General features: G+C 72.9%; 19 protein-coding genes. 7 read left to right on the forward strand and 12 right to left on the reverse strand.

Going from position 1 to position 19,613, the window contains the following annotated elements; genetic code table 11:
- The 3 genes from V3T34_RS06195 to V3T34_RS06205 all read right to left on the reverse strand — a co-directional run.
- The coding region (locus V3T34_RS06195; RefSeq protein WP_305079327.1) for a transglutaminase-like cysteine peptidase at positions 1-346 on the reverse strand (346 nt) is incomplete at its 3' end.
- Between the two features lie 176 nt (positions 347-522).
- Positions 523-1,029, reverse strand: coding sequence for a xanthine phosphoribosyltransferase (gene gpt / locus V3T34_RS06200; RefSeq protein WP_091749473.1), 507 nt, complete (start codon positions 1,027-1,029; stop codon positions 523-525).
- Positions 1,030-1,035: 6 nt separating this feature from the next.
- A complete protein-coding gene (locus V3T34_RS06205; protein WP_305079326.1) occupies positions 1,036-1,788 on the reverse strand; it encodes a competence/damage-inducible protein A in 753 nt (250 codons plus the stop codon).
- A 151-nt stretch (positions 1,789-1,939) separates the two neighbouring features.
- Here V3T34_RS06205 and sfsA point away from each other — a divergent pair, with 151 nt between their 5' ends.
- Positions 1,940-2,647: a DNA/RNA nuclease SfsA gene (gene sfsA, locus V3T34_RS06210; RefSeq protein WP_305079325.1), complete on the forward strand. Its 708-nt coding sequence runs from the start codon at positions 1,940-1,942 to the stop codon at positions 2,645-2,647.
- 5 nt (positions 2,648-2,652) lie between these two features.
- Here the strand turns inward: sfsA and V3T34_RS06215 are convergent, their stop codons facing one another.
- The gene (locus tag V3T34_RS06215; RefSeq protein ID WP_305079324.1) at positions 2,653-3,048 is read right to left on the reverse strand and encodes a hypothetical protein; all 396 of its coding nucleotides are present in this window, start codon (positions 3,046-3,048) and stop codon (positions 2,653-2,655) included.
- Positions 3,049-3,322: 274 nt separating this feature from the next.
- Here V3T34_RS06215 and V3T34_RS06220 point away from each other — a divergent pair, with 274 nt between their 5' ends.
- Positions 3,323-3,898, forward strand: a complete 576-nt coding sequence (locus V3T34_RS06220; RefSeq protein WP_305079323.1) for a HutD/Ves family protein — start codon at positions 3,323-3,325, stop codon at positions 3,896-3,898.
- On the opposite strand, the gene V3T34_RS06225 is transcribed toward V3T34_RS06220, so the two are convergent.
- A complete protein-coding gene (locus tag V3T34_RS06225; RefSeq protein WP_305079322.1) occupies positions 3,887-4,804 on the reverse strand; it encodes a LysR family transcriptional regulator in 918 nt (305 codons plus the stop codon). The two genes, V3T34_RS06220 and V3T34_RS06225, sit on opposite strands and share 12 nt — an antisense overlap.
- 167 nt (positions 4,805-4,971) lie before the next feature.
- On the opposite strand from V3T34_RS06225, the gene V3T34_RS06230 reads away from it, so the two are divergent.
- Both V3T34_RS06230 and V3T34_RS06235 read left to right on the forward strand, forming a co-directional pair.
- Positions 4,972-6,330 (forward strand): LLM class flavin-dependent oxidoreductase, encoded by a 1,359-nt coding sequence (locus tag V3T34_RS06230; RefSeq protein WP_060850058.1) that lies wholly within the window; start codon positions 4,972-4,974, stop codon positions 6,328-6,330.
- Positions 6,327-6,926, forward strand: a complete 600-nt coding sequence (locus V3T34_RS06235; protein ID WP_091887679.1) for a flavin reductase family protein — start codon at positions 6,327-6,329, stop codon at positions 6,924-6,926. Before V3T34_RS06230 ends, V3T34_RS06235 begins: the two co-directional genes overlap by 4 nt.
- Before the next feature lie 42 nt (positions 6,927-6,968).
- On the opposite strand, the gene V3T34_RS06240 is transcribed toward V3T34_RS06235, so the two are convergent.
- From V3T34_RS06240 to V3T34_RS06260, 5 genes are read right to left on the reverse strand one after another with little or no spacing between them, the layout of a single operon-like run.
- Positions 6,969-7,778, reverse strand: a complete 810-nt coding sequence (locus V3T34_RS06240) for a UTRA domain-containing protein (protein ID WP_091887677.1) — start codon at positions 7,776-7,778, stop codon at positions 6,969-6,971.
- Positions 7,775-8,581 carry an amino acid ABC transporter ATP-binding protein gene (locus V3T34_RS06245; RefSeq protein WP_060850061.1) on the reverse strand — a complete coding sequence of 269 codons (807 nt, stop codon included), beginning with the start codon at positions 8,579-8,581 and terminating at the stop codon, positions 7,775-7,777. Before V3T34_RS06245 ends, V3T34_RS06240 begins: the two co-directional genes overlap by 4 nt.
- A complete protein-coding gene (locus V3T34_RS06250; RefSeq protein ID WP_060850062.1) occupies positions 8,578-9,240 on the reverse strand; it encodes an amino acid ABC transporter permease in 663 nt (220 codons plus the stop codon). The genes V3T34_RS06245 and V3T34_RS06250 overlap by 4 nt, the downstream gene beginning before the upstream one ends.
- Positions 9,237-9,881 carry an amino acid ABC transporter permease gene (locus V3T34_RS06255; protein WP_305079321.1) on the reverse strand — a complete coding sequence of 215 codons (645 nt, stop codon included), beginning with the start codon at positions 9,879-9,881 and terminating at the stop codon, positions 9,237-9,239. Before V3T34_RS06255 ends, V3T34_RS06250 begins: the two co-directional genes overlap by 4 nt.
- Positions 9,882-9,906: 25 nt before the next feature.
- Positions 9,907-10,704, reverse strand: a complete 798-nt coding sequence (locus V3T34_RS06260) for a transporter substrate-binding domain-containing protein (protein ID WP_060850855.1) — start codon at positions 10,702-10,704, stop codon at positions 9,907-9,909.
- Positions 10,705-11,198: 494 nt separating this feature from the next.
- On the opposite strand from V3T34_RS06260, the gene V3T34_RS06265 reads away from it, so the two are divergent.
- The 3 genes from V3T34_RS06265 to V3T34_RS06275 all read left to right on the forward strand — a co-directional run bounded on the left by V3T34_RS06265 (position 11,199) and on the right by V3T34_RS06275 (position 15,239).
- Entirely contained in the window at positions 11,199-11,678 is a 480-nt protein-coding gene (locus tag V3T34_RS06265) for a YidB family protein (RefSeq protein WP_305079320.1), read from the forward strand.
- Positions 11,679-11,800: 122 nt separating this feature from the next.
- A complete protein-coding gene (locus V3T34_RS06270) occupies positions 11,801-13,372 on the forward strand; it encodes a LysM peptidoglycan-binding domain-containing protein (protein ID WP_305079319.1) in 1,572 nt (523 codons plus the stop codon).
- 124 nt (positions 13,373-13,496) lie between these two features.
- Positions 13,497-15,239, forward strand: a complete 1,743-nt coding sequence (locus V3T34_RS06275) for a putative bifunctional diguanylate cyclase/phosphodiesterase (RefSeq protein ID WP_305079318.1) — start codon at positions 13,497-13,499, stop codon at positions 15,237-15,239.
- Positions 15,240-15,281: 42 nt separating this feature from the next.
- On the opposite strand, the gene V3T34_RS06280 is transcribed toward V3T34_RS06275, so the two are convergent.
- Together V3T34_RS06280 and V3T34_RS06285 are read right to left on the reverse strand one after the other, a co-directional pair.
- The gene (locus tag V3T34_RS06280; protein WP_305079317.1) at positions 15,282-18,503 is read right to left on the reverse strand and encodes an efflux RND transporter permease subunit; all 3,222 of its coding nucleotides are present in this window, start codon (positions 18,501-18,503) and stop codon (positions 15,282-15,284) included.
- 51 nt (positions 18,504-18,554) lie between these two features.
- Positions 18,555-19,556: an efflux RND transporter periplasmic adaptor subunit gene (locus V3T34_RS06285; RefSeq protein ID WP_305079316.1), complete on the reverse strand. Its 1,002-nt coding sequence runs from the start codon at positions 19,554-19,556 to the stop codon at positions 18,555-18,557.
- Positions 19,557-19,613: the final 57 nt, after the last annotated feature.

Raw genomic sequence — 19,613 nt, forward strand, 5'->3', positions numbered from 1 at the left:
CCTCGGCGAGGTCCCAGCGGTCCGGCACGCCCCAGTGCTCCTGGTCGGTGACGGCGCGCAAGCTGGTGTTGACCTGGCGGTTGATCGTCGTGACCGTCTGCCACAGCCGCGGGGTCAGCGTGACCTGGGCCGGCTCGCTCGCGTCGACGGCGCATTCCGAGGCGTAGCGCGAGCAGAACTCGATCCAGCCGACGATCGGCCGGGCATGGCCGAGCTCGGGCGCGCCGACGCTCGGCATCGGCAGGGCGGCCAGGGTCTGGGCCGAAGCGGCCCCGCACGAGGCCGCCGCGACGAGGGCCGCGCCGACCAGAACCCGCTTCACGTTGCGCCCGAAACCCGTGGTCATCTGAGCCATCCCCTTCGTTAGGAAGGAGAGTGCCGCCCGACCTGCTGGCCCGCGCTGAAATGGATCTGCGCAATTTTATCGAATCGGCCGCCGGGAAGATCGGCGCGGCGACAGGACCAAGACCCCGCTCAACTGATCCGGTGAAAGCGAGCATTCGCGTTCACCGGCCGGTGAGCTTAACCGGAGGTTCCCGGCTGGATCGGCGCCTGGTAGGACAGCCCCATGTCCCACGGGAAGTAGATCCAGGTGTCCTGGCTCACCTCGGTGACGAAGGTGTCGATCAGGGGCCGGCCGGCGGGCTTGGCGTAGACCGTGGCGAAGTGGGCGTCCGGCAGCATGGCGCGGACCACCTGGGCGGTCTTGCCGGTATCGGTCAGGTCGTCGAGGACCAGCACGCCGCGGCCGCGTCCGTCGCCGATGGCGCGGATGCTCGGCGCCACGTCCTTGAGCACCTGGAGCGAGCCCTGCTCCTGGTAGTCGTGGTAGCTCGCCACGCACACGGTCTCGATGAGCCGGATGCCGAGCTCGCGCGCCACGATCGCGGCCGGCACCAGCCCGCCGCGGGTGATGCACACGATGGCCTCGAACGGGCCGGCGCCGGCGAGGCGCCAGGCCAGGGCCCGGGCGTCGCGGTGGAACTGGTCCCAGGAAACGGGAAACGCCTTGTCGCTCGGGGCAGCCATTGTCTCTCAGGTCCGCTCTGCTTGGAGGCGCGCCAGCAGCGCCTCGATCTCGGTGCGCGCGGCGGCGAGCGCCTCGGGCTCGCGGCCGCGCACCACGATCTGGTTGCGAAAGCCCGCCGGGGTCATCGACGGGTATGAGCCGATCGAGACGCCCGGATGCGCCTTGGCGATGACCGCCAGGCCCTCGGCGTAGCCGCCCTCCGGCAGGTTGCCGGCCTCGATCGTCTCGGCGGTCACCCGCGCGCCGGTCTTCAGCCGCGGGGCGACCGAATCCATCATCGACTGCATGATCGAGGGCACGCCCGCCATCACGATCACGTTCTCGATCATGAAGCCCGGCGCCTTCGAGATCGGGTTCTCGATCAGCTCGGCCCCGAAGGGGATCCGGGCCATGCGCAGGCGGGCCTCGTTCAGGTCCTCGGGCTTGATCCGCTCGAGCAGCATCGCCCGCGCCCGCGGGTCGACGTCGATGCCGACGCCGACGGCCTGCGCCACGCAATCGGCCGTGATGTCGTCGTGGGTCGGGCCGATCCCGCCGGTGGTGAACAGGTAGGTGTAGCGGGTCCGCAGCGCGTTCACCGCCGCCACGATCTCCTCGGCGACGTCCGGCACCACCCGCACCTCGCGCAGGTCGATGCCGGAATTGGTCAGGTACTCGGCGATGTAGCCGATGTTCTTGTCCTTGGTGCGTCCGGACAGGATCTCGTCGCCGATCACCAGGATGGCGGCGGTGACCGGGGCGGGGCTGGCGTCAGACATCGGATGTCCTCGTGGCCGCCCCGCGACCGGGGGCGATGGGGTCGATGCCCGCCTTATCGCGGCCTCCCCCGAGGCTCAAGCGTGACACCCGGACCCGTGCCGGTTAAGCGCCGGGCATGTCCACCCCGTGTCCCGTCCCGTATCCCGTGCCATGCGCTTCCCCGGCCCGCTGACCGAGGGGCGGCTGGTGCGCCGCTACAAGCGCTTCCTCGCCGATGTCGAACTGCCCGATGGCAGCCTCGTCACCGCGCATTGCGCCAATCCGGGCGCGATGCTCGGTCTCGTCGCGCCCGGCCGGCCGGTGCTGCTCTCGGCCTCGACCAACCCGGCCCGCAAGCTCGCCTGGTCGTGGGAGCTGGTCGAGGCCGACCTCCCCGGCGGGCCGCAATGGGTCGGCATCAACACCGCCCGCCCCAACGCCCTGGTGGCCGAGGCCTTTCACGAGGGGCGCCTGTCCCCGCTCGCAGGCGCGACTTCCTGGCGGGCGGAGGTGGCCTACGGCCGGGCGAGCCGGGTCGATTTCCTGGCCGGCGACGCCAACGGCCCGATCCACGTAGAGGTCAAGAACTGCCACCTGATGCGGGAGCCCGGCCTCGCCGAATTTCCCGACTGCGTCGCCGCCCGCAGCGCCCGCCACATGGACGAGCTCGCCGAGGTGGTGCGGCTCGGCGGGCGGGCGATGGTGATCTGGGTGGTGCAGATGCGGGCCGAGCGGTTCGCGGTCGCCGGCGACCTCGACCCGGGCTTTGCCGCCGCGTTCCAGCGCGCGCGGGCCGCCGGGGTGGGGGCGCATGCCTTCATCTGCCGGGTCGATCGCAGCGAGGTAACGATCGGGGAGGAGATCCCGATCGTCGGCTGAGGCGCCTACCAGCGCCCGTCCCCGCCCTCGTCCTCCCAGTGCCGGTGGCGGCGCCAGGGGGGCGGGCCGTCCCAGCGCGGGCGGTCGCGGTATTCCGGCGCCTCGTCGCAGACCCGCACCCGGCGCACCACCTCGTCGCCGTCGGCGTCGATGCGGCGCTTGACGAAGACCCGGCAGGGTCCCGGGCCCTGCGCGAAGCGCGGCGGGGGAGGAGGAGGCGCCGGGCGCCACTCGCCTCGGCTCTCGAAGCGGGGCGGCTCGGGAGGGGGCGGAGGGGTCGGGCGCCACTCGCTCCGGCCCTCGAAGCGCGGCGGCGGGTAATCGTCGAGATCGGCCGCCGCAACCGGGCCCGCGAGGGCGAGGAGCGCGAAGGCACCGAGGATCAGGGAGCGCGCGGTCATGGCGGGCGACTCGAGTGTGGCAACGCTCGGGCGGTGATGACCGCCGGCATGTCGCCACTGTCGCGCCCACCCGTTGAACCGGGGCTGAAGACGGCGTTGCCGAACCGTCAGGTTTCGGGTCTCGGCCCGGTGCAGCGCGACGGATACCTGCTGTGGATGCCCGGGCGGGGCCGGCTTGCCCGGGTCGGCCGGCTCCGCGAACCTGGAGCCGTGACGGCCGGCGACGGGTCAGCCCGGGCCGCGGGAGCGATCTCGCCCATAAGGATCATGCCCCATGCGCCTCCTGAGGGCCGAAGATCACGCGCGCATGCCGTGGAAGAACGGCGGCGGCGAGACCGTCGAGGTCGCCGTCCATCCCGCCGTTCCCGGGCTCGATGGGTTCGACTGGCGCGTCTCGATGGCGACCGTCGCGGCCGACGGTCCGTTCTCGTGCTTTCCCGGCATCGACCGGACGCTGGCCGTCCTCGACGGCGCCGGCCTGGATCTGTCGGTGGAGGGGCAGGGCGCGCATCGCCTCATGCCGGCCACCGCGCCGCTCGCCTTCCCGGGCGACGTCCCGGCCTTCGCCCGCCTCGTCGGCGGGCCGGTCACCGACCTCAACGTCATGACCCGGCGGCGGGCCTGCCGGCAACGGGTGGCGCGGCTCCGGGGAGCCCACCCGTCCGCCGTCCTGCGCGGGCGCTGGATCGTCCTCGTCGCCGCCGGTCCCTCGCTCGTCGCGGTCGACGGCCGGGAGGTGCCACTCCGACGCGGCGACGCGCTGCTGGGCGAGGGCGGTGCCACGGTCGCCGGGGGCGACGACCCGGTCGACCTCTTCGCGGTGGAGATCGATCCCCTCTCACCCTCGTGACGGAGGCGCTGAGACGAGGCCCTGGGCCCGGCCCTCGCCGAGGAGCCAGCGGTGGAAGGCCCGCGCCCCGGTCTTCCTCAGGGAATCGGGGTTCCAGGCTAGGTAGTAGGGCTCGGGCAGGGGCAGGCGCAGGTCGAAGGGGACGACCAGCTTGCCCGTCTCGAGCTCCGGCCCGATGAAGGCGATCTGCCCGAGCACGAAGCCCTGGCCGGCCAAAGCCGCGTCGATGGCGCTGCCCGACAGGCCGTAGGTCAGGTTGGCGGCCGGAGGCCGGGCGCCGATCAGCCGGCCCCATTCGGCCCAGCCGGGATTGGCGCCGAACCGCGGATCCCAGGCGATGTGCAAAAGGGGAAAGCGCAGGATGTAGTCCGGGCCGGAGAGGTGCCGGCCCTCGATCAGGGCCGGCGCGCAGACCGGCACGATGTGGTCGACGAAGAGCTCGGCATGGTGCGGCGGATGGCGGCGGCCGCCGTAATAGATCCGCATGTCGACCCCGCCCTGCGCCAGGTCCGGCTCCGCGTCGCTGCCGACGAGCGAGACCCGGGCGGTAGCCTCCAGTGCGGTCCAGTCGCGCATCCGGCGGCCGATCCACTTGCCGAGCACGGTCGTCAGGCAGGACAGCACGATGACGTCCGCGCTCGCCTCCCGGAGGGTGGCGGCGGCATCGGCGAAGGCCGCGAAGCCCTGGCGGATCTGCGCGTGGTACGTCGTCCCGAGCGGCGTCAGGCGCAGGCCCCGGCCGTCATGCTCGACGAGCCGCGCCTCCACCGCCTCCTCAAGCTTGCGCAGCTGCTGGCTGATCGCCCCCGGCGTCACCCCGAGATCCGCCGCGGCGAGCGCGACGCTGCCGGTCCGCCCGAGGGCGTCGAAGGCCTGGAGCGCCTTCAGCGGAGGGAGGGGGGACACGAGACCTCCGGCATGACACCTCCGCCATATCGCCCGGGACCCGGCGCGCGGCCGGCCCCGAGCAGATTTTCTAAATCATGAAGCAGAATCCCTGCACTCCCCGCAAGCCCGGACCCGGGCATACTGGCCGGCACCGAGGCCGCGCCGTCCCTTCAGGAGAGCCGTGAATGACCCGACCGGACAAGCTCAAGCTGGGCACCTTCGTCTACACGTTCGGCTTCCACCCGGCGGCATGGCTGCACCCGGGCAGCGACGTGCGCGGCGCCAACGACCTCGGCCACCTGACCCACTGCGCGAAGGTCTCGGAGGCCGCGAAGCTCGATTTCATGTTCTTCGCCGACAGCCCGGCGAGCGCGATCGGGGAAGCGAGCGCGCTCGCCCGCAACCCGACGAAGATGAACCGCTTCGAGCCGATCACCGCCATCACGGCCCTGTCGCAGCACACCGACCGGATCGGGTTCGTGGCGACGGCCTCGACGAGCTACTACGAGCCCTACAACGTCGCCCGGCTGTTCGCCTCGGCCGACCACATCTCCCGCGGCCGCATCGCCTGGAACGTCGTGACCTCGGACCACGACGAGACCGGCTACAACTACAACCGCGAGGGACTGCCGCCGCATGCCGAGCGCTACGAGCGCGGCGAGGAATTCCTCGACACGGTGTTCGGGCTCTGGGACAGCTTCGAGGACGACGCCCTGCTCCTCGACCGGGAGAGCGGCGTCTACTACGACAAGGACAAGCTCCACACGCTCAACCACAAGGGCAAGCACTTCCAGGTGCGCGGCCCGCTCAACATCGCCCGCACGCCGCAGGGCCGGCCGGTGATCGCGCAGGCCGGCGGCTCCGAGCAGGGCATGGAGCTGGCCGCCCGCACCGCCGAGATGGTGTTCTCGCTGGCCTCGAACATCGAGAAGAACCGGGCCTTCTACGCCAACGTGAAGGGACGGATGGCCCGGTACGGCCGCGACCCGAACGACCTCAAGATCCTGCCCGGCATCGTCATCAACGTCGGCGAGACGCGCGAGGAGGCGGAGGCGAAGGCCGAGGCGCTGGTCGCGATGATGCACCCCGATGTCGGCCTGCTGATGCTGCAGGAATTCCTGGAGACCGACCTCCACGGCGCCGACCTCGACAAGCCGTTCCCGATGGACCGGATGCCCGCCACGGCCAAGGGGTCGAAGGCGATGTTCGAGGAGCTGAAGGAGTTCGTCACGCAAGGCCACACGATGCGCGAGCTGATCACGCATTACGCCCGCCGCCATACCGGCAACGGGCTCACCGGCACGCCGGCCGAGGTCGCCGACTTCATGCAGGAATGGTTCGAGACGAAGGCCGCGGACGGCTTCATCCTGATGTGCCCGACCCTGCCGTCGAGCCTGGAGGACTTCACCCGCCTCGTCGTGCCCGAGCTGCGCCGCCGCGGCCTCTTCCGCGAGGAATACGAGGGGACGACGCTGCGGGAGAATCTCGGTCTCTCGACCCCGCCGAACCGTCACGCGCTCGCCCGCGGGAGGGACCGGGCATGACCCTGGCGACGGCAACCCGGATGCCGGGTGCTCCACGGGCCGCGCATCCCGGCGAGGCGACGGGCGGCGAGCGGGCCGGTCCCGCGCTCCTGCCGGGCGATGCCGAGACCTTCCGGCAGCTGTGGCGCGGGATCGGCGCGACCGTGGCGCTGGTCGCGACCGAGCACGAGGCGGCGCGCCACGCCATGCTGGCGACCGCCGTCACCTCGGTCTCGATGGATCCGCCCTCGCTCCTCGTCTGCGTCAACCGGACGGCGTCGTCGCACGCGGCCCTGCGGGCGCGCGGCGCCTTCTCCCTCGGCATCATGGCGGCGGCCCACCGGGACCTCGCCGCCGCCATCGCCCAGGCGCCGTCGGCCGCGCGCTTCGACCACGGCACCTGGCGGGCGCTGCGCGCCGACAGCGAGGCGATCGAGGGACTGCCCTGGCTGGAGGAGGCCGACGCGACCCTGTTCTGCGCGATCGACGTCTGCCACGATTACGGCACGCACGCGGTCCTGATCGCCCGGATCGCCGGCGCGGTCGGCGCCTGCCCGGGCGATCCCCTGCTGTATCGCGACGGCGGCTACGGCCGGTTCGCGGCCGCGGACGCGTGACGGAAGCCCGGACGCCGTCGTCCGGCGTCGGACCGCGAGGCGTCACCCCCGGGTGGACGCCTCGCCGGCATCCGGGCCGAAATTCGCCACGAGCTGATGCTCGCTGCCGGGATAGAGGAGCCGGACGCCGGTCACCCAGGCGCTCGCGACCTGGGTGCGCCTGACGATCTCCAGGCACGCCTCGCCGACCGCGAGCTCCAGGAGCTTGGCCTCGGCCGCGGCCGCGTTCACCGCGCGGACGCGGTGGCTCGCCACGCTCCAGGGCACCGCCTCGAGCAGCCAGGCCCCCGGGGCGAGCGCGGTGAAGTCCTGGCCCTTGGCGCCCTCGGCGACCGCCGGGTTGATCAGCCGGGTCTCGAGGCAGAACGGGCGGCCGTCGGCCAGGTGCAGGCCCTGCAGCCACAGGACCTCGGCACCCCCGGGCGGACCCCCGAGGAGCAGCGCGTCCTCCTCCTTGCCCGGCCGCATCCGGCGGGCGAGCAGCTGGAAGCGGTAGGCGCGGCCCGAGCTGCGGACCTCGTCGCGGATGTCGGCGATCGCCACCACGGCCGATTCGGCGCGCGGCTGGGCGACCTGCGTGCCGCTCTTCTTGCGCCGGACGAGGAAGCCCTCGCGGGCGAGCTGGCCGAGCGCCTTGTTCATCGTCATGCGCGACACGCCGTAGCGCTCGGCGAGCTCGGTCTCGACCGGGAGCTGGGATCCCGGCGGCCAGCGCCCGTCGACGATCAGCGCGCGGATGTCCTCGACGATGTGGTCGTGGCGGGTCGAGCCTTCGGGGAGGCGGGTCGAGCCTTCCGGGAGCACGGAGGGCGGGGAGGCTGCGGGGCGGGTCGTCCGGCCCGGCGCGCTCACGCGGGCTGCAGCAGCATCGCCGCCCCGCGATCGAGATAGGTCTCGAGGAACTGCGTCAGGCGCGGGTGGCGGGGCGCGGCGAACAGCTCGCCCGGGGTGCCGTTCAGCAGGACGCGCCCGTGGTCCAGGAAGGCGATGCGCTGGCCGACGGTCGCCGCAAAGCCGATCTCGTGGGTCACGACCACCATCGTCATGCCCTCGGCCCCGAGGTCGCGCATGACGTTCAGCACCTCGCCGGTCAGCTCGGGATCGAGCGAGGCGGTCGGCTCGTCGAATAGCAGGATCGCGGGCTCGAGGGCCAGGGCGCGGGCGATCGCGACGCGCTGCTGCTGGCCGCCGGACAGCTCGGACGGATAGTGCCGGGCCCGCGCCTCGAGGCCGACGCGGCGCAGCTGCGCCATGCCGCGCGCATCGGCCTCGGCCCGGGACAGGCCCTTCACGGTGACGAGCGCCTCGGTGACGTTGCCGAGCGCCGTCATGTGCGGCCACAGGTTGAACTGCTGGAACACCATGCCGATGCCGGCGCGCACCGCGCGGATCCGGTGCGGGGGCAGGCGCACCCGCTTGCCGTCGGGCCGCTCCTCGAAGCCGAGGGGCTGCCCGTCGATGAGGATCGTGCCGCGCGTCGCCTCCTCCAGGAAGGCGATGCAGCGCAGGAGGGTCGACTTGCCCGAGCCCGACGGGCCGATCAGGCAGGTGGTCGCCCCCCGGGCGATCTCGAGGTCGATGTCGTGCAGGACCTCGGCCTTGCCGTAGCTCTTGCACAGGCCGCGGATGGCGATGGCGGAAGGGGGAAGCGTCATGCGAACCTGAACTTCGAGAGCCGGCGCTCGATCATCCGGCCGGCCCAGCCGCAGGCCTCGACCAGCCCCCAGTAGATGACTGCGAGCAGGAACAGCGCCTCCAGGAAGGCGTATTGCTGCGAGCCGATGGCGCTGATGACCCCGGTCGCCTCCGGCACCGCGATCACCGACAGGACGGCCGTCTCCTTGACCAGGATCACCGCCATGTTCACGCATTGCGGCAGGACCAGCATGGTCATCTCGGGGACGAGGATGCGCCGGACGATCTGGGCCCGGGTGAGGCCCACGCAGTGCGCGGCCTCGACATGGCCCCGCGGCACGGCGGCAAAGCCCGCCCGGAAGATCTCGGAGAAGTAGGCGGCGGCGTAGACGGTCAGGCCGAGGAGCCCGGCCGGCACCGGATCGAGGCTGAGCCCGACATACGGCCCGCCGAAATAGAGCAGGAAGATCTGCACGAGGAACGGGGTGCCGCGCAGCACCTCGACCACGAGCCGCAGGGCGAGGCCGAGGGGCGCGGGCCCGAAATGCCGCAGCGCGGCGACGACGAAGCCGAGGACGACGCCCATCGCCGCCGCGGCGAGCCAGATGCCGAGCGTGACCTTGAGCCCCGACAGGATGGCGGGCAGCGCCGCGAGGACGACCGAGACGTCGAAGCTCATGCGAGACGCCCCCGGCGCTGCGCGCGCTCCGTCAGGCTGCCGCCGGCCGCCACCAGCCAGTTGATCGCCAGGTAGAGGCCGCCCGCGGCCGAGTAGAACAGGAGCGGCTCGTAGGTCGAGGCGGCGAGGTTCTGGGCCGTGCGCGTCAGCTCGACGACGCCGACCACCGAGATCAGCGAGGACGCCTTCAGGATCAGGATCGCCTCGTTGACGAGCGCCGGGACGGTGAGCCGCAGCGCGATCGGCGCGCGGATGCGGCGGAACTGCTGCCAGGGCGACAGGCCGGCCATGTCGGCGGCCTCCAGCAGGCCGCGCGGCACGCTGGTGAAGCCGCCGCGCAGGTTCTCCGCCTGGTAGGCGGCGGTGCAGAGCGACAGCCCGATCAGCGCCGCCACCACGCTCGGCACCGCGAGCCCGAGGACCGGCAGGAGATTGTAGATCAGGAGCAGCTGGACGAGGAGCGGAACGCCCCGGAAGAAGCTCACGAACAGGGTCGCCGGCCAGCGCAGCCACGGCCGCGGCGAGAGCTTGGCGGCGCAGACCAGGAGGCCGATCAGGAGGCCGATCGCGATCGCCGCGACGCTGATGGCGACCGTGTAGCCGGCCGCCTTGAGCATCAGTTCGAACAGCCGGGGGGACATCGGGCGCTCGAGACCGGCCGCCGCGTCAGAAGCTCGGCTCGGGCGCGACGTCCGGCGTGTCGAACGCGGTGCCGAACCACTTCTCCTGCAGCTTCTTCATGCGGCCGTCTGACTTGATCTTGACGAGCGCGGTCTGCACGGCATCGAGCAGGGCCTGATCGTCGGGCTTCTTGGTGCCGATATAACCGAAATAGCTCTTCTGGCCGAAGGGCGGCTTGACGACCGCGAAGGTGCCGGGCTGCTTCGAGGCGACGTAGGCGATGTTCGGCAGCGAGTTCGCCACCGCCGCGATGCGCCGCGCCGCGAGGTCCGCATAGGCCTCGTTGAAGCCCGGATATTCGCGCATCTCGACCGGCTTCGGCAGGGTCGCCGCGTAGGTCTTGAGCTGGGCGAGCTGGGCCGTCGCCTTGCCGGCGCCGACGGTCTTGCCGGCGATGTCCTCGGGCTTCTGGATCGAGTCGTCCTTCGCGCCCTTCAGGATGGCGACGGTCGCCTCGGCGACCGGGGACAGGAAGCGGTAACGCTCCAGGCGCGCCTTGGTGATGGTGGCGGGCCCCGCCACCATGTTGAACTGGCCCGCCTCGAGGGCCGGCAGCACGCCGTCCCAGGGCAGCTCCACCCACTTGATCTTGACGCCGAGCTCCTTGCCGACCTCCGCGAAGGCGTCGACGTTGAAGCCGGCATGCTCGCCGGTCGCGTCGATGAAGTCGAAGGGCGCGAAGGCCGTCTCGGTGCCGACCTTGAGGACGCCCTCGGCCTTGACGCGCGCCAGCGCGTCCTTGGCTTGCGCGTCCTGGGCCTGGGCCATCGCCGGGACGGCCATCACCAGACCGAGACCGAGAGTGATCTGCACGAAGAGACGCTTGTTCACGCGGGCCTCCCACAGGACCGGTCGGCGCGAAGGGCGAGGCCGACGGGTTAATATGATTAGACATAAGGACGGCAGCCGATCCTGATGTCAATCGCGGGTCATCCGGCGGGATGCGAAAAAACGCGGCATCCAGTGGCGTCCGGAGCGCCTCCCGGGATCGTTCGGTCGACCCGCCAGGGCGCGGCGGCGCCGGATCGGACGCGGTTCTCCGCCCAAACTTCGTGCAGCCGCGACGGGCGCGCCAATGCCAGTGGGGCCGGGGCTGCGCGAACGCAACGGCCGGTCGCATCGCTGGCGGTGGAAATCCCTGCGTCAATGATGTGGTTATACTGGGTAGGGAGTATTTTTCCTCGGAACAGGTTAGCGCGCGATCTGTTTGTGACCCACCGTCGCCGTACCGGCGACGGGGCCGAAGGGCGGCTCGCGTCGCCGGAAGGAAGAGGGACATGAGCAAGGGATATCCGTCGATGACCGCCCTGCTGGGCCTCCTGGCGGTCGCCGGCTACCAGAACCGGGACAAGATCGCCGAGTGGCTGGGCGGTCCCGACCGGGACCTCCACCGGTCGAGCGTGCCCCCGGTGCCGGAGGCCCGGCCCGTCCCCGGCGCGACGTTGCCGTCAGGCCTGGAGCGCGTCCTCGGCGGGGTGGGGTCGGCCGGGGTCGGCGGCCTCCTGGCGAGCGGCCTGAGCGAACTCGTCGAGCACTTCACGCATAGCGGCCACGGCGCGACCGCGCGGTCCTGGGTCGACCAGGGCGCCAACCAGGCCATCGCCGAGGCGGATCTCGAGCGCGCGATCGGCCCGACGACCCTCGACCACCTGATCCACCAGACCGGCCTGAGCCGGTCGGAGATCCTGGCGCGCCTGTCGCGCGACCTGCCTTTCGCGATCGATCGCTACGCGACCGACGGCCGCCGCCTCGGCTGAGCCCGGCGTCGTCCGGTGCGCGGCGGTCCCTCCGGGACGCGGCCGCGCACCGGAGCCGAGCGGACCTCCGCGACGCCGGGAGAGCACCCGGGAAGAGACAAGTCCCAGGAGAGACCGCGTCCATGATCGCTCGCCTGCACCGCATCCTCGTCACCGCGCTGCTCGGCGCCCTCATGGGCCTCGGCGTGATCCGGGCGCTCTTCGGAGGGCGCCCGAAGGCCAGGATCGCGGCGCCGGACCGGGGACGCGACCTCGTCGCCGTCCCGGTACCGGTCGCCCGGACGGCGGGCCGTCGGCGCATGGCCGTCGCGGGGCTCGCGGGCTTGCTGCTCGCCTCGGGCGCGGCCTGGATCGTCCTCCTCGACCCCGACGCGCGCCCGCGGCCGAGGTCGGTCACCCAGGAGGGCCGGGGACGGCCGCTCGCCGCGCTGTCGCCCGCCCGGCCCGGCGGCGGAGCCGCGCCGGCACCGCAAGCGGACATGCCCGCAGGTCCTGCGCCGCGCGACGCGGTGCCGACGCCCGGGGCGGGAGCCGACGCGCAGGGACGCGTTACCGCGACCCCGCCCGCACCGAGCTTCGACGTGGTGCGCGTCGAGCCGAACGGCGACGCCGTGATCGCCGGCCGGGCGGCGCCGAACGCCACCGTCGAGCTACTCGTCGACGGCCGGCCCGTGGCGAGCGCCCGAGCCGATGCCGCGGGCCGCTTCGCCGTCACGCCCCGGGCGCTTCCGAGCGGCGGCAGCGAGGTCACGCTGCGGGCGGTCGACGCCGACGGCCGCGAGCAGCGCTCCCCGGTCCGGGTCGCCGTGGTGATCGCGCCCGCAAAGGATGCCCGGCCGCTCGTCGCCCTCACGTCCCCCGACGCCCCGACCCGGGTGCTGTCGCAGCCGGATCGCGCGCAGGAGGCCCGGTCGGGCACGGCCGCCGAGCCGGGACGGCAGGCGCCGCGCGAGGGCGAGGCGGGTCGTCCGGCCGGCGAGACACCGTCGAGTGCCTCTCAGGCCCGGGCGGACGAGCCGGAAGCGGGTGCGGGCGCGGTGGCACCGCCGACGATCCTCAGCATCGATTCCCATCCGGGCGGACGGCTGTTCGTCACCGCGCGGGCGCCCGCCGGCGCGGCGATCCGGCTGTACCTGAACGACACGCTGATCGCCCCGGCCACCGTGGCGCCCGACGGCACCGTGACCTTCACCATCGGGCGGGGCGTGAAGCCGGGTACCTACACGGTCCGGCTCGACCGGATGGACCCTGCGACCGGGGCGGTCCGGGCCCGCGCCGAGGTTCCGTTCACGGCGCCCGATCCGGCGGATGACGACGGGGTCGAGTATGCCGCCCCGAATACCGCGGCACCCGGGTACGCCGCACATCCCGGCACGGCGCCGACCGCGCCGGGGCAGGGGACGGCCGAGGCCCGGTCCGGCCGGCCGGCCGTCGTCGATCCGCTCGAGACGTCGAGCACGCGCGGCCGCGGAGGCGACGGGACGGCTGCGACCGTCCACGTCCCCGAGGTCGCCACGGCCCGCATCGCGCGGGGCGACAGCCTGTGGAGGATCAGCCGGCGCGCCTACGGCGAGGGCGACCGCTACACGGTGATCTACGACGCGAACCAGGACCAGATCCGCGATCCCGACCTCATCTATCCGGGACAGGTCTTCGTCCTGCCGAGCGACGGCGCCTCCGAGCGGCGCGACTGACCCCGGGACCCGGCGCGCCGCCGCGCCGGATCGCCCGATCCTCGAATCCGAAGCGTGCCGGTTAACGGCACGGTCAGCCCGAGATGGTACGACAGACCGATTGGGCGTCGAGCCGGGGCGATAAATGGCGAGGGCGGTAAGCAAGTCTTGGGTCGGATCCCGGAGCCGGTCTCGCAGCCGGAGCAAGTCCTGGGGTAAGGGCGAGTTATATGAAACCCTCTGCCTGCTGATCATCGGCGCCGGCTGCTACCTCATCGGCAGCGTCCTGGGCATCTTCGAGGTCGTGATCGCTTTCTCGCTGCGGCACGGCCTGCTCGACCTCGTCATGCTGGCCGGTTGCATGGGCATCGCGCTGTTCGGGGCGATCATCCGCAAGTCGCTGACGCTGCGCCGCACGATGCTGGAGCGCGACGCTGCGGCCAGGCAGGCCGAGGCGATCGCGCGCCACGACGCCCTGACGGGCCTGACCAACCGGCGCCACTTCGTCGAGGCGGTGGAGCGGGCGCGGGAGCGGATGGGCGAGGGCGAGCGCGCCGCGGTGTTCCTGATCGACCTCGACCGCTTCAAGCCCGTCAACGACCTCTACGGCCACGCCGCCGGCAACGCGGTCCTGTGCACGGTGGCCGACCGCCTCCAGGAGCTGCTGCCGGCCGGCGGCATGGCCGCGCGCCTGGGCGGCGACGAGTTCGCCCTGCTGGTGCCGTTCACGGGCAGCCTCGAGACCATCAAGCGGCTGGCCCAGCAGGCGATCGCGAGCCTCACCGCGCCGATCGGCTGGAACGACGGCGAGGTCAAGATCGGCGCGACCATCGGCATCGCCCTCGTCACCGCCGAACACGATGCGGACGCGCTCCTGCACGCGGCCGACCTAGCGATGTACCAGGGCAAGCGCGAGGGCCGCGGTACCTTCCGGGTGTTCGAGGACGCCATGGACACCGAGCTGCGCGAGCGGGCGGCGCTCGAGGCGGAGCTGCGCGAGGCCGTCGAGCGCGGCGAGATCGAGCCGTTCTACCAGCCGGTCGTCGCGCTGCCGGGGCGCGACTGCGTCGGCTTCGAGGTGCTGGCGCGTTGGCGCCACCCGACCCGCGGCCTGCTCGGCCCGGACCAGTTCATCGGGATCGCCGAGGAGACCGGCATGATCGCCGACCTCAGCTACCGGCTGCTGCAGCAGGCGTGCCGGGACGCGGTATCCTGGCCCTCGCACCTGCAGCTGGCGATCAACATCGCGCCCCAGCAGTTCCAGGATCGCGGCCTCGCGCAGCGCCTCCTCGGCATCCTGGCCGAGACCGGTTTCTCGCCCCGGCGCCTGGAGGTCGAGATCACCGAGAGCGCCCTGGTGCAGGATCTCGAGGCGGCGCGCACCACCCTGACGTCGCTGCAGAACCTCGGCGTGCGCATCGCGCTGGACGATTTCGGCACCGGCTATTCGAGCCTCTACCACCTGCGCGAGCTGAAGTTCGACAAGCTCAAGATCGACCGCTCCTACGTCGACACCATCACCCTGAGCGAGGAGCGCGCCAAGCTGGTGGACGCCATCATCAGCCTCGGGCGCAGCCTGGGCCTCGTGACGACGGCCGAGGGCATCGAGACGGATGCCAGCGTCGACTGGCTCTCCGGCCAGGGCTGCGACTTCGGCCAGGGCTACCTGTTCGGCAAGCCGATGCCGAAGGAGGAGATCGACACGCTGCTCGAGGCGGGCGCGGTCCTGCCGCAGGACGCGCCTGCTGTCGCCGCAACAACCTCGTCCAGGGTCAAGACTTCATCCAAGGACGAGGGTCCGGCCGGGGACAGGGGTGCCACCAAGCCCGGCGCCCCGTCGATCCCGGACCATGCGATCATCCGGTACGGCCGGGTGCGCGCCGCCTGAATCCGGACGCGGTCCCGCGCCGGGAGAGGAGGCGGGCGTCGCTCAGGCGCGCCGGTCCTCGCAACCGTCCGGCCGGTGGAACCGCGCGAAGCGCTGCGCCAGAACCGGCAGGACCGTGAGGTTCAGGAGCGTCGAGCTGGCGAGACCGCCGAGGATCACGATCGCCATCGGACCCTCGATCTCGCGACCGGGCTCGCCGGCGCCGAGCGCGAGCGGCAGGAGGCCGAGGCCGGTGACCAGGGAGGTCATCAGGATCGGTACCAGGCGGTCGGCGGCACCCTCGATCGCCGTGGCGGCGCCCCAGGGCCGGCCCTCGACGAGGACGAGGTGCTCGTAATGCGCGACCATCATGATCGTGTTGCGCAGCGAGATGCCGAACAGCGTCACGAAGCCGACGACGACCCCGAGGGAGACGAGGCCGCCGGTCGCGGCCACCGCCAGCACCCCGCCGACGAAGGCGAAGGGCAGGTTGACGAGGATCAGCGCGAGGTTGGCGGGCGACCCGGTGACGACCGCGAGCAGCAGCAGGATCCCGATCCCGGACAGCCCGGCATAGAGCGCGAGGTCGCGGCGGGCCTGTGCCTGCGCCTCCGCCGCTCCCCCGACGCCGACATAGACGCCCGGCGGCAGCTTCACCTCGCGGGCGATCTTGCGCTTCACGGCCTCGGTGAACGAGGCGACGTCCCGGCCCTCGACGTTCGCGGTCACCACCCGCACCCGCCGGGCGCCGTGATGGGCGACGGCGTAGCGCCCGACCGTCTCGTAGACGTCGGCGACCTGCGACAGGCGGATGATGCTACCCCCGGGGGTGCGAAGCGGCAGGTCGCCGAGGCTCGACAGCCGCGAGCGGGCGGCCGGATCGAGGACGACCACGACGTTGAACACCGCGTTGCCCTCGTAGGACTGGCCGACCGTGTCGCCCTGGAAGGCGGTGCGGGCGAGCTCCAGCACCTCGATCGCGTCGAGGCCCCAGTGGCGCAGGTCGGCGGGGCGCAGGGAGAGGTTGATCTGCGGCAGGCCGGCCGGCGAGCGGAGCTGGATGCCGACGGCACCCCGGACCTCCGCGAGCTCCCGGGCCACGTCCCGGGCCGCCGCCTCGATCCGGTCGAGGTCGGTCCCGTAGACGCTCACCACCACCGGGGCGGTGAAGCCCGACACCACCTCCTCGATGCGCTCGGTGAGGAAGGTCTTGAGCGAGAAGGTCGCGCCGGGCGTTGCCGCCATCAGCGCGCGGATCGCGGCCTCGGCCCGCTCCTGGGCCTGCCCGTCGAGATCCGGCGCGAGGTCGATGTGGATCTCGCTCTCGTGCGTCCCGCCGAGGTCGTAGCCGGCTTCCGCCCGGCCGACCTGCTGGGCGACGGCCCGCACCTCGGGGATCGCCTTCAAGCCCGCCGTGACGTGGCCGCCGAGCCGCAGCGTCTCCTGCAGGGAGGTACCCGGGGCGGTCGCCATGTGCAGGATGAAGTGCCCCTCCTTGAGGTCGGGCAGGAAGGCGCCGCCGAAGGACGGCACCGGCACGGCGCTGGCGAGGACCGCGAGGAGCCCCGCCGCGGCGACGAGGGCCGGGTGCCGCGCCAGGGCCCGCAGCAGCCGGACATAGGCGCCGCGCACCGCCCGGGCGACCGGCGGCTCCCGCGCCGGCAGGGTCTTGCGCGGCTGGGTCCCGTGCGGCGGGGTTTTGCGCCCCGCGAGCAGCAGGCGCGCCAGGGCCGGGGTGACGGTGAGCGCCACCACCAGGGAGGCCAGGACCGCCAGGATGTAGGCGAGCGCCAGGGGCCCGAACAGGCGGCCGGGCACGCCGGTGAGCGCCAGCACCGGCAGGAACACCAGCAGCACCGCGAAGGTCGCGTAGGCGACCGAGACCCGGACCTCCAGGATGGCGTCGAGCACCACCCCGGCCTCCGGCCGGGGCGCGGCGAGGCGCCGGTTCTCCCGCAGGCGGCGCATCGCGTTCTCGACGCCGATCACCGCGTCGTCCACCACCTCGCCGATCGCGATGGCGAGCCCGCCCAGCGTCATCGTGTTGAGGCTGAGGCCGAAGGCGCCGAGCACCAGGACCGCGCCGATGAGCGAGAGCGGGATCGCCGTCGCGCTGATCAGCGCCGTGCGCCAGTCGAACAGGAAGATCACCAGGACTGCGACGACGAGGATCCCGCCGAGCGCCAGGGCCTGGCGGACGTGGCCGGTGGCCTGGGCGACGAATTCGGCCGGGCGGAAGAGGTCGTCGCGCAGGACGATGCCGTCCTTGGCAAGCCCGGGCCGCAGCTCGGCGAGGGCCGCCTCGACCCCGGCCGCGGCCTCGACGGTGTTGGCGCCGTATTGCGCACCGATCATCATCAGGACGCCCGGCTTGCCGTCGACCAGGGCGGCGCTGATCGCCGGCTCCGGGCCGTTCACCACGTCGGCGACGTCGCCCAGCACCACGCTGGCGCCGCCCTCGTTGATCAGCACCGTGCGGGCGACCGCCGCCGGCGTCACCGACTGCCCTTCGGTCTGCAGGGTGATGCGCTGGTTGACCGTGTCGATGAAGCCGGCGCCGCGCACGCCCGTCGCCTTGCGGCCGGCGGCGAGCACGTCGGCGAGCCCGATGCGGAAGCGGACGAGGTCCCGCGGCCGGACCTGGATGCGGATCGAGCGGACGTCGCCGCCATAGACCAGCACCTCGCCGACCCCCGGCACGGCGAGCAGGCGCAGGCGCACCCGCCAGTCGGCGACGGTTCGCAGGTCCATGAGCGAGCGCGAGTCCGAGGTCAGCCCGGCGAGCAGGATCGCGCTCGTCGAGGAGGTGAGCGCCGTCATCGTCGGCGCGGTCACGCCCTGCGGCAGCCGCCCGGCGACGCCCGCCAGCCGCTCGCCGACGAGCTGGCGCGCCCGATGGATGTCGGTGCCGGCGCGGAACGTCGCGGTCACCACCGAGACGCCCTGGATCGCGTTCGACCGCAGGCTCGCGAGGCCGGGCAGGCCGTTGACGGCGCCCTCGACGGCCTGGGTGACCAGCACCTCGACCTGCTCGGGGTTGAGGCCGGGCGCCTCGGTCTGCACCGTGACGCTGGGCGGGGCGAATTCCGGGAAGACGTCGTACTTGGCTGAAGTCAGGGCGGCCAGACCGTAGACGACGAGGGCCAGCGCCAGGGCGACGACGATCCCCGGCCGGCGCACGGCGAACCGCACCAGGGCCGCCTGCAGGCCGGACGGGCCGGCGGGGGCCGGCGGGGGCGGGCAAGCGTCGGCCGGAGGCGGCGCGGCCGCGTTCGGATCCGTCATGGTCGCTCGGTCGGGGTCATTCGGACGCCGTCGGGTTCGTCGGACCGCGCATCAATCGTCGTCGGCATCGCCGGAGGCCTGGACCTGGCCCTTCAGCTCCTCGGTGAGCACGACCTGCGGCCCGGTCACGACGATGTCGGCCTCCCCGTCGAGGTCGTCGACCACGTAGCGGTCGGCGGAGACCGCCGCGTCCGGCTTGAGGGGATGGCGGACGAAGGCGTCGGGTCCGATGCGGCGGTAGATCCAGGCGCGCCCCTGCCAGTGGACCACCGCGCTCTCGGGCACGGCGATCCCGACCGCCTCCTGCGGCGAGGTCAGGAAGGCCTGCACGCTCATGCCGGGCAGAAGGCCGCTGTCGCCGGCGGCGAGGTAGAGGTAGCCGAGGCCCTGGATGCGCTGGTCGGCCCGGGTCGCCGGCGAGACGAGGCGCAGGGGCACCCGCTCGCTCTGGGGCGGCACCTCGGCGGAGGCGTCGGCCGGGGGCGGCTTTGGCGCCTCGCCGGAGGGTAGCGTGACCTGCACCAGGAGGTCGGCGCGTTCGATCAGCCGGGTGACGAGGGGCGCCCGCTCGACGACGGCCCGGCCCAGCACCGGCCCCCATTCCTGCTGCGCCGTGGCGGCGATGGTCCGCACCTGCGACTCGGCGGCCGCGACCGCCGCCTCGTCGGTGGCGGCGGTGCCCTCGACCGTCTCGCGCTGGGCGCCCGACACGACCGTGGTGCCGAGGGTGCGCGCCCGGCGCAGGGCCCCGGCCGAGACCTCCGCCCGCGCCCTGGCGGTGCGCAGGGCGGCGACCGCCCCGGCGTAGCTGTTGGTCAGGTCGGTGACGCGGGCCGGATCGAGCACGCTGCCATAGGCCGGGATCTCGATCCGGTGCGGCTGCCGCGCGAGGCGGGCGGTGGCGATCCCGATGCGGGCCCGCTCCTCGGGGGTCAGCCGCACGACGACGCGGCCGCCCTCGGACGACACGCGCGCCGGCCCCTGGCCCTGCGCCGGCACGACCCCGCCGCCCACGCACAAAGCCAGCACCGCGGACCGCATCGCCCGTCGCATCGTCGCGCCTCTCCCGTCACGGCTCCGCTTCTAAGCAGACTTGGCTTCGCAGGCCAA

This window comes from Methylobacterium ajmalii (assembly GCF_036448855.1).
Lineage (GTDB): Bacteria > Pseudomonadota > Alphaproteobacteria > Rhizobiales > Beijerinckiaceae > Methylobacterium > Methylobacterium ajmalii.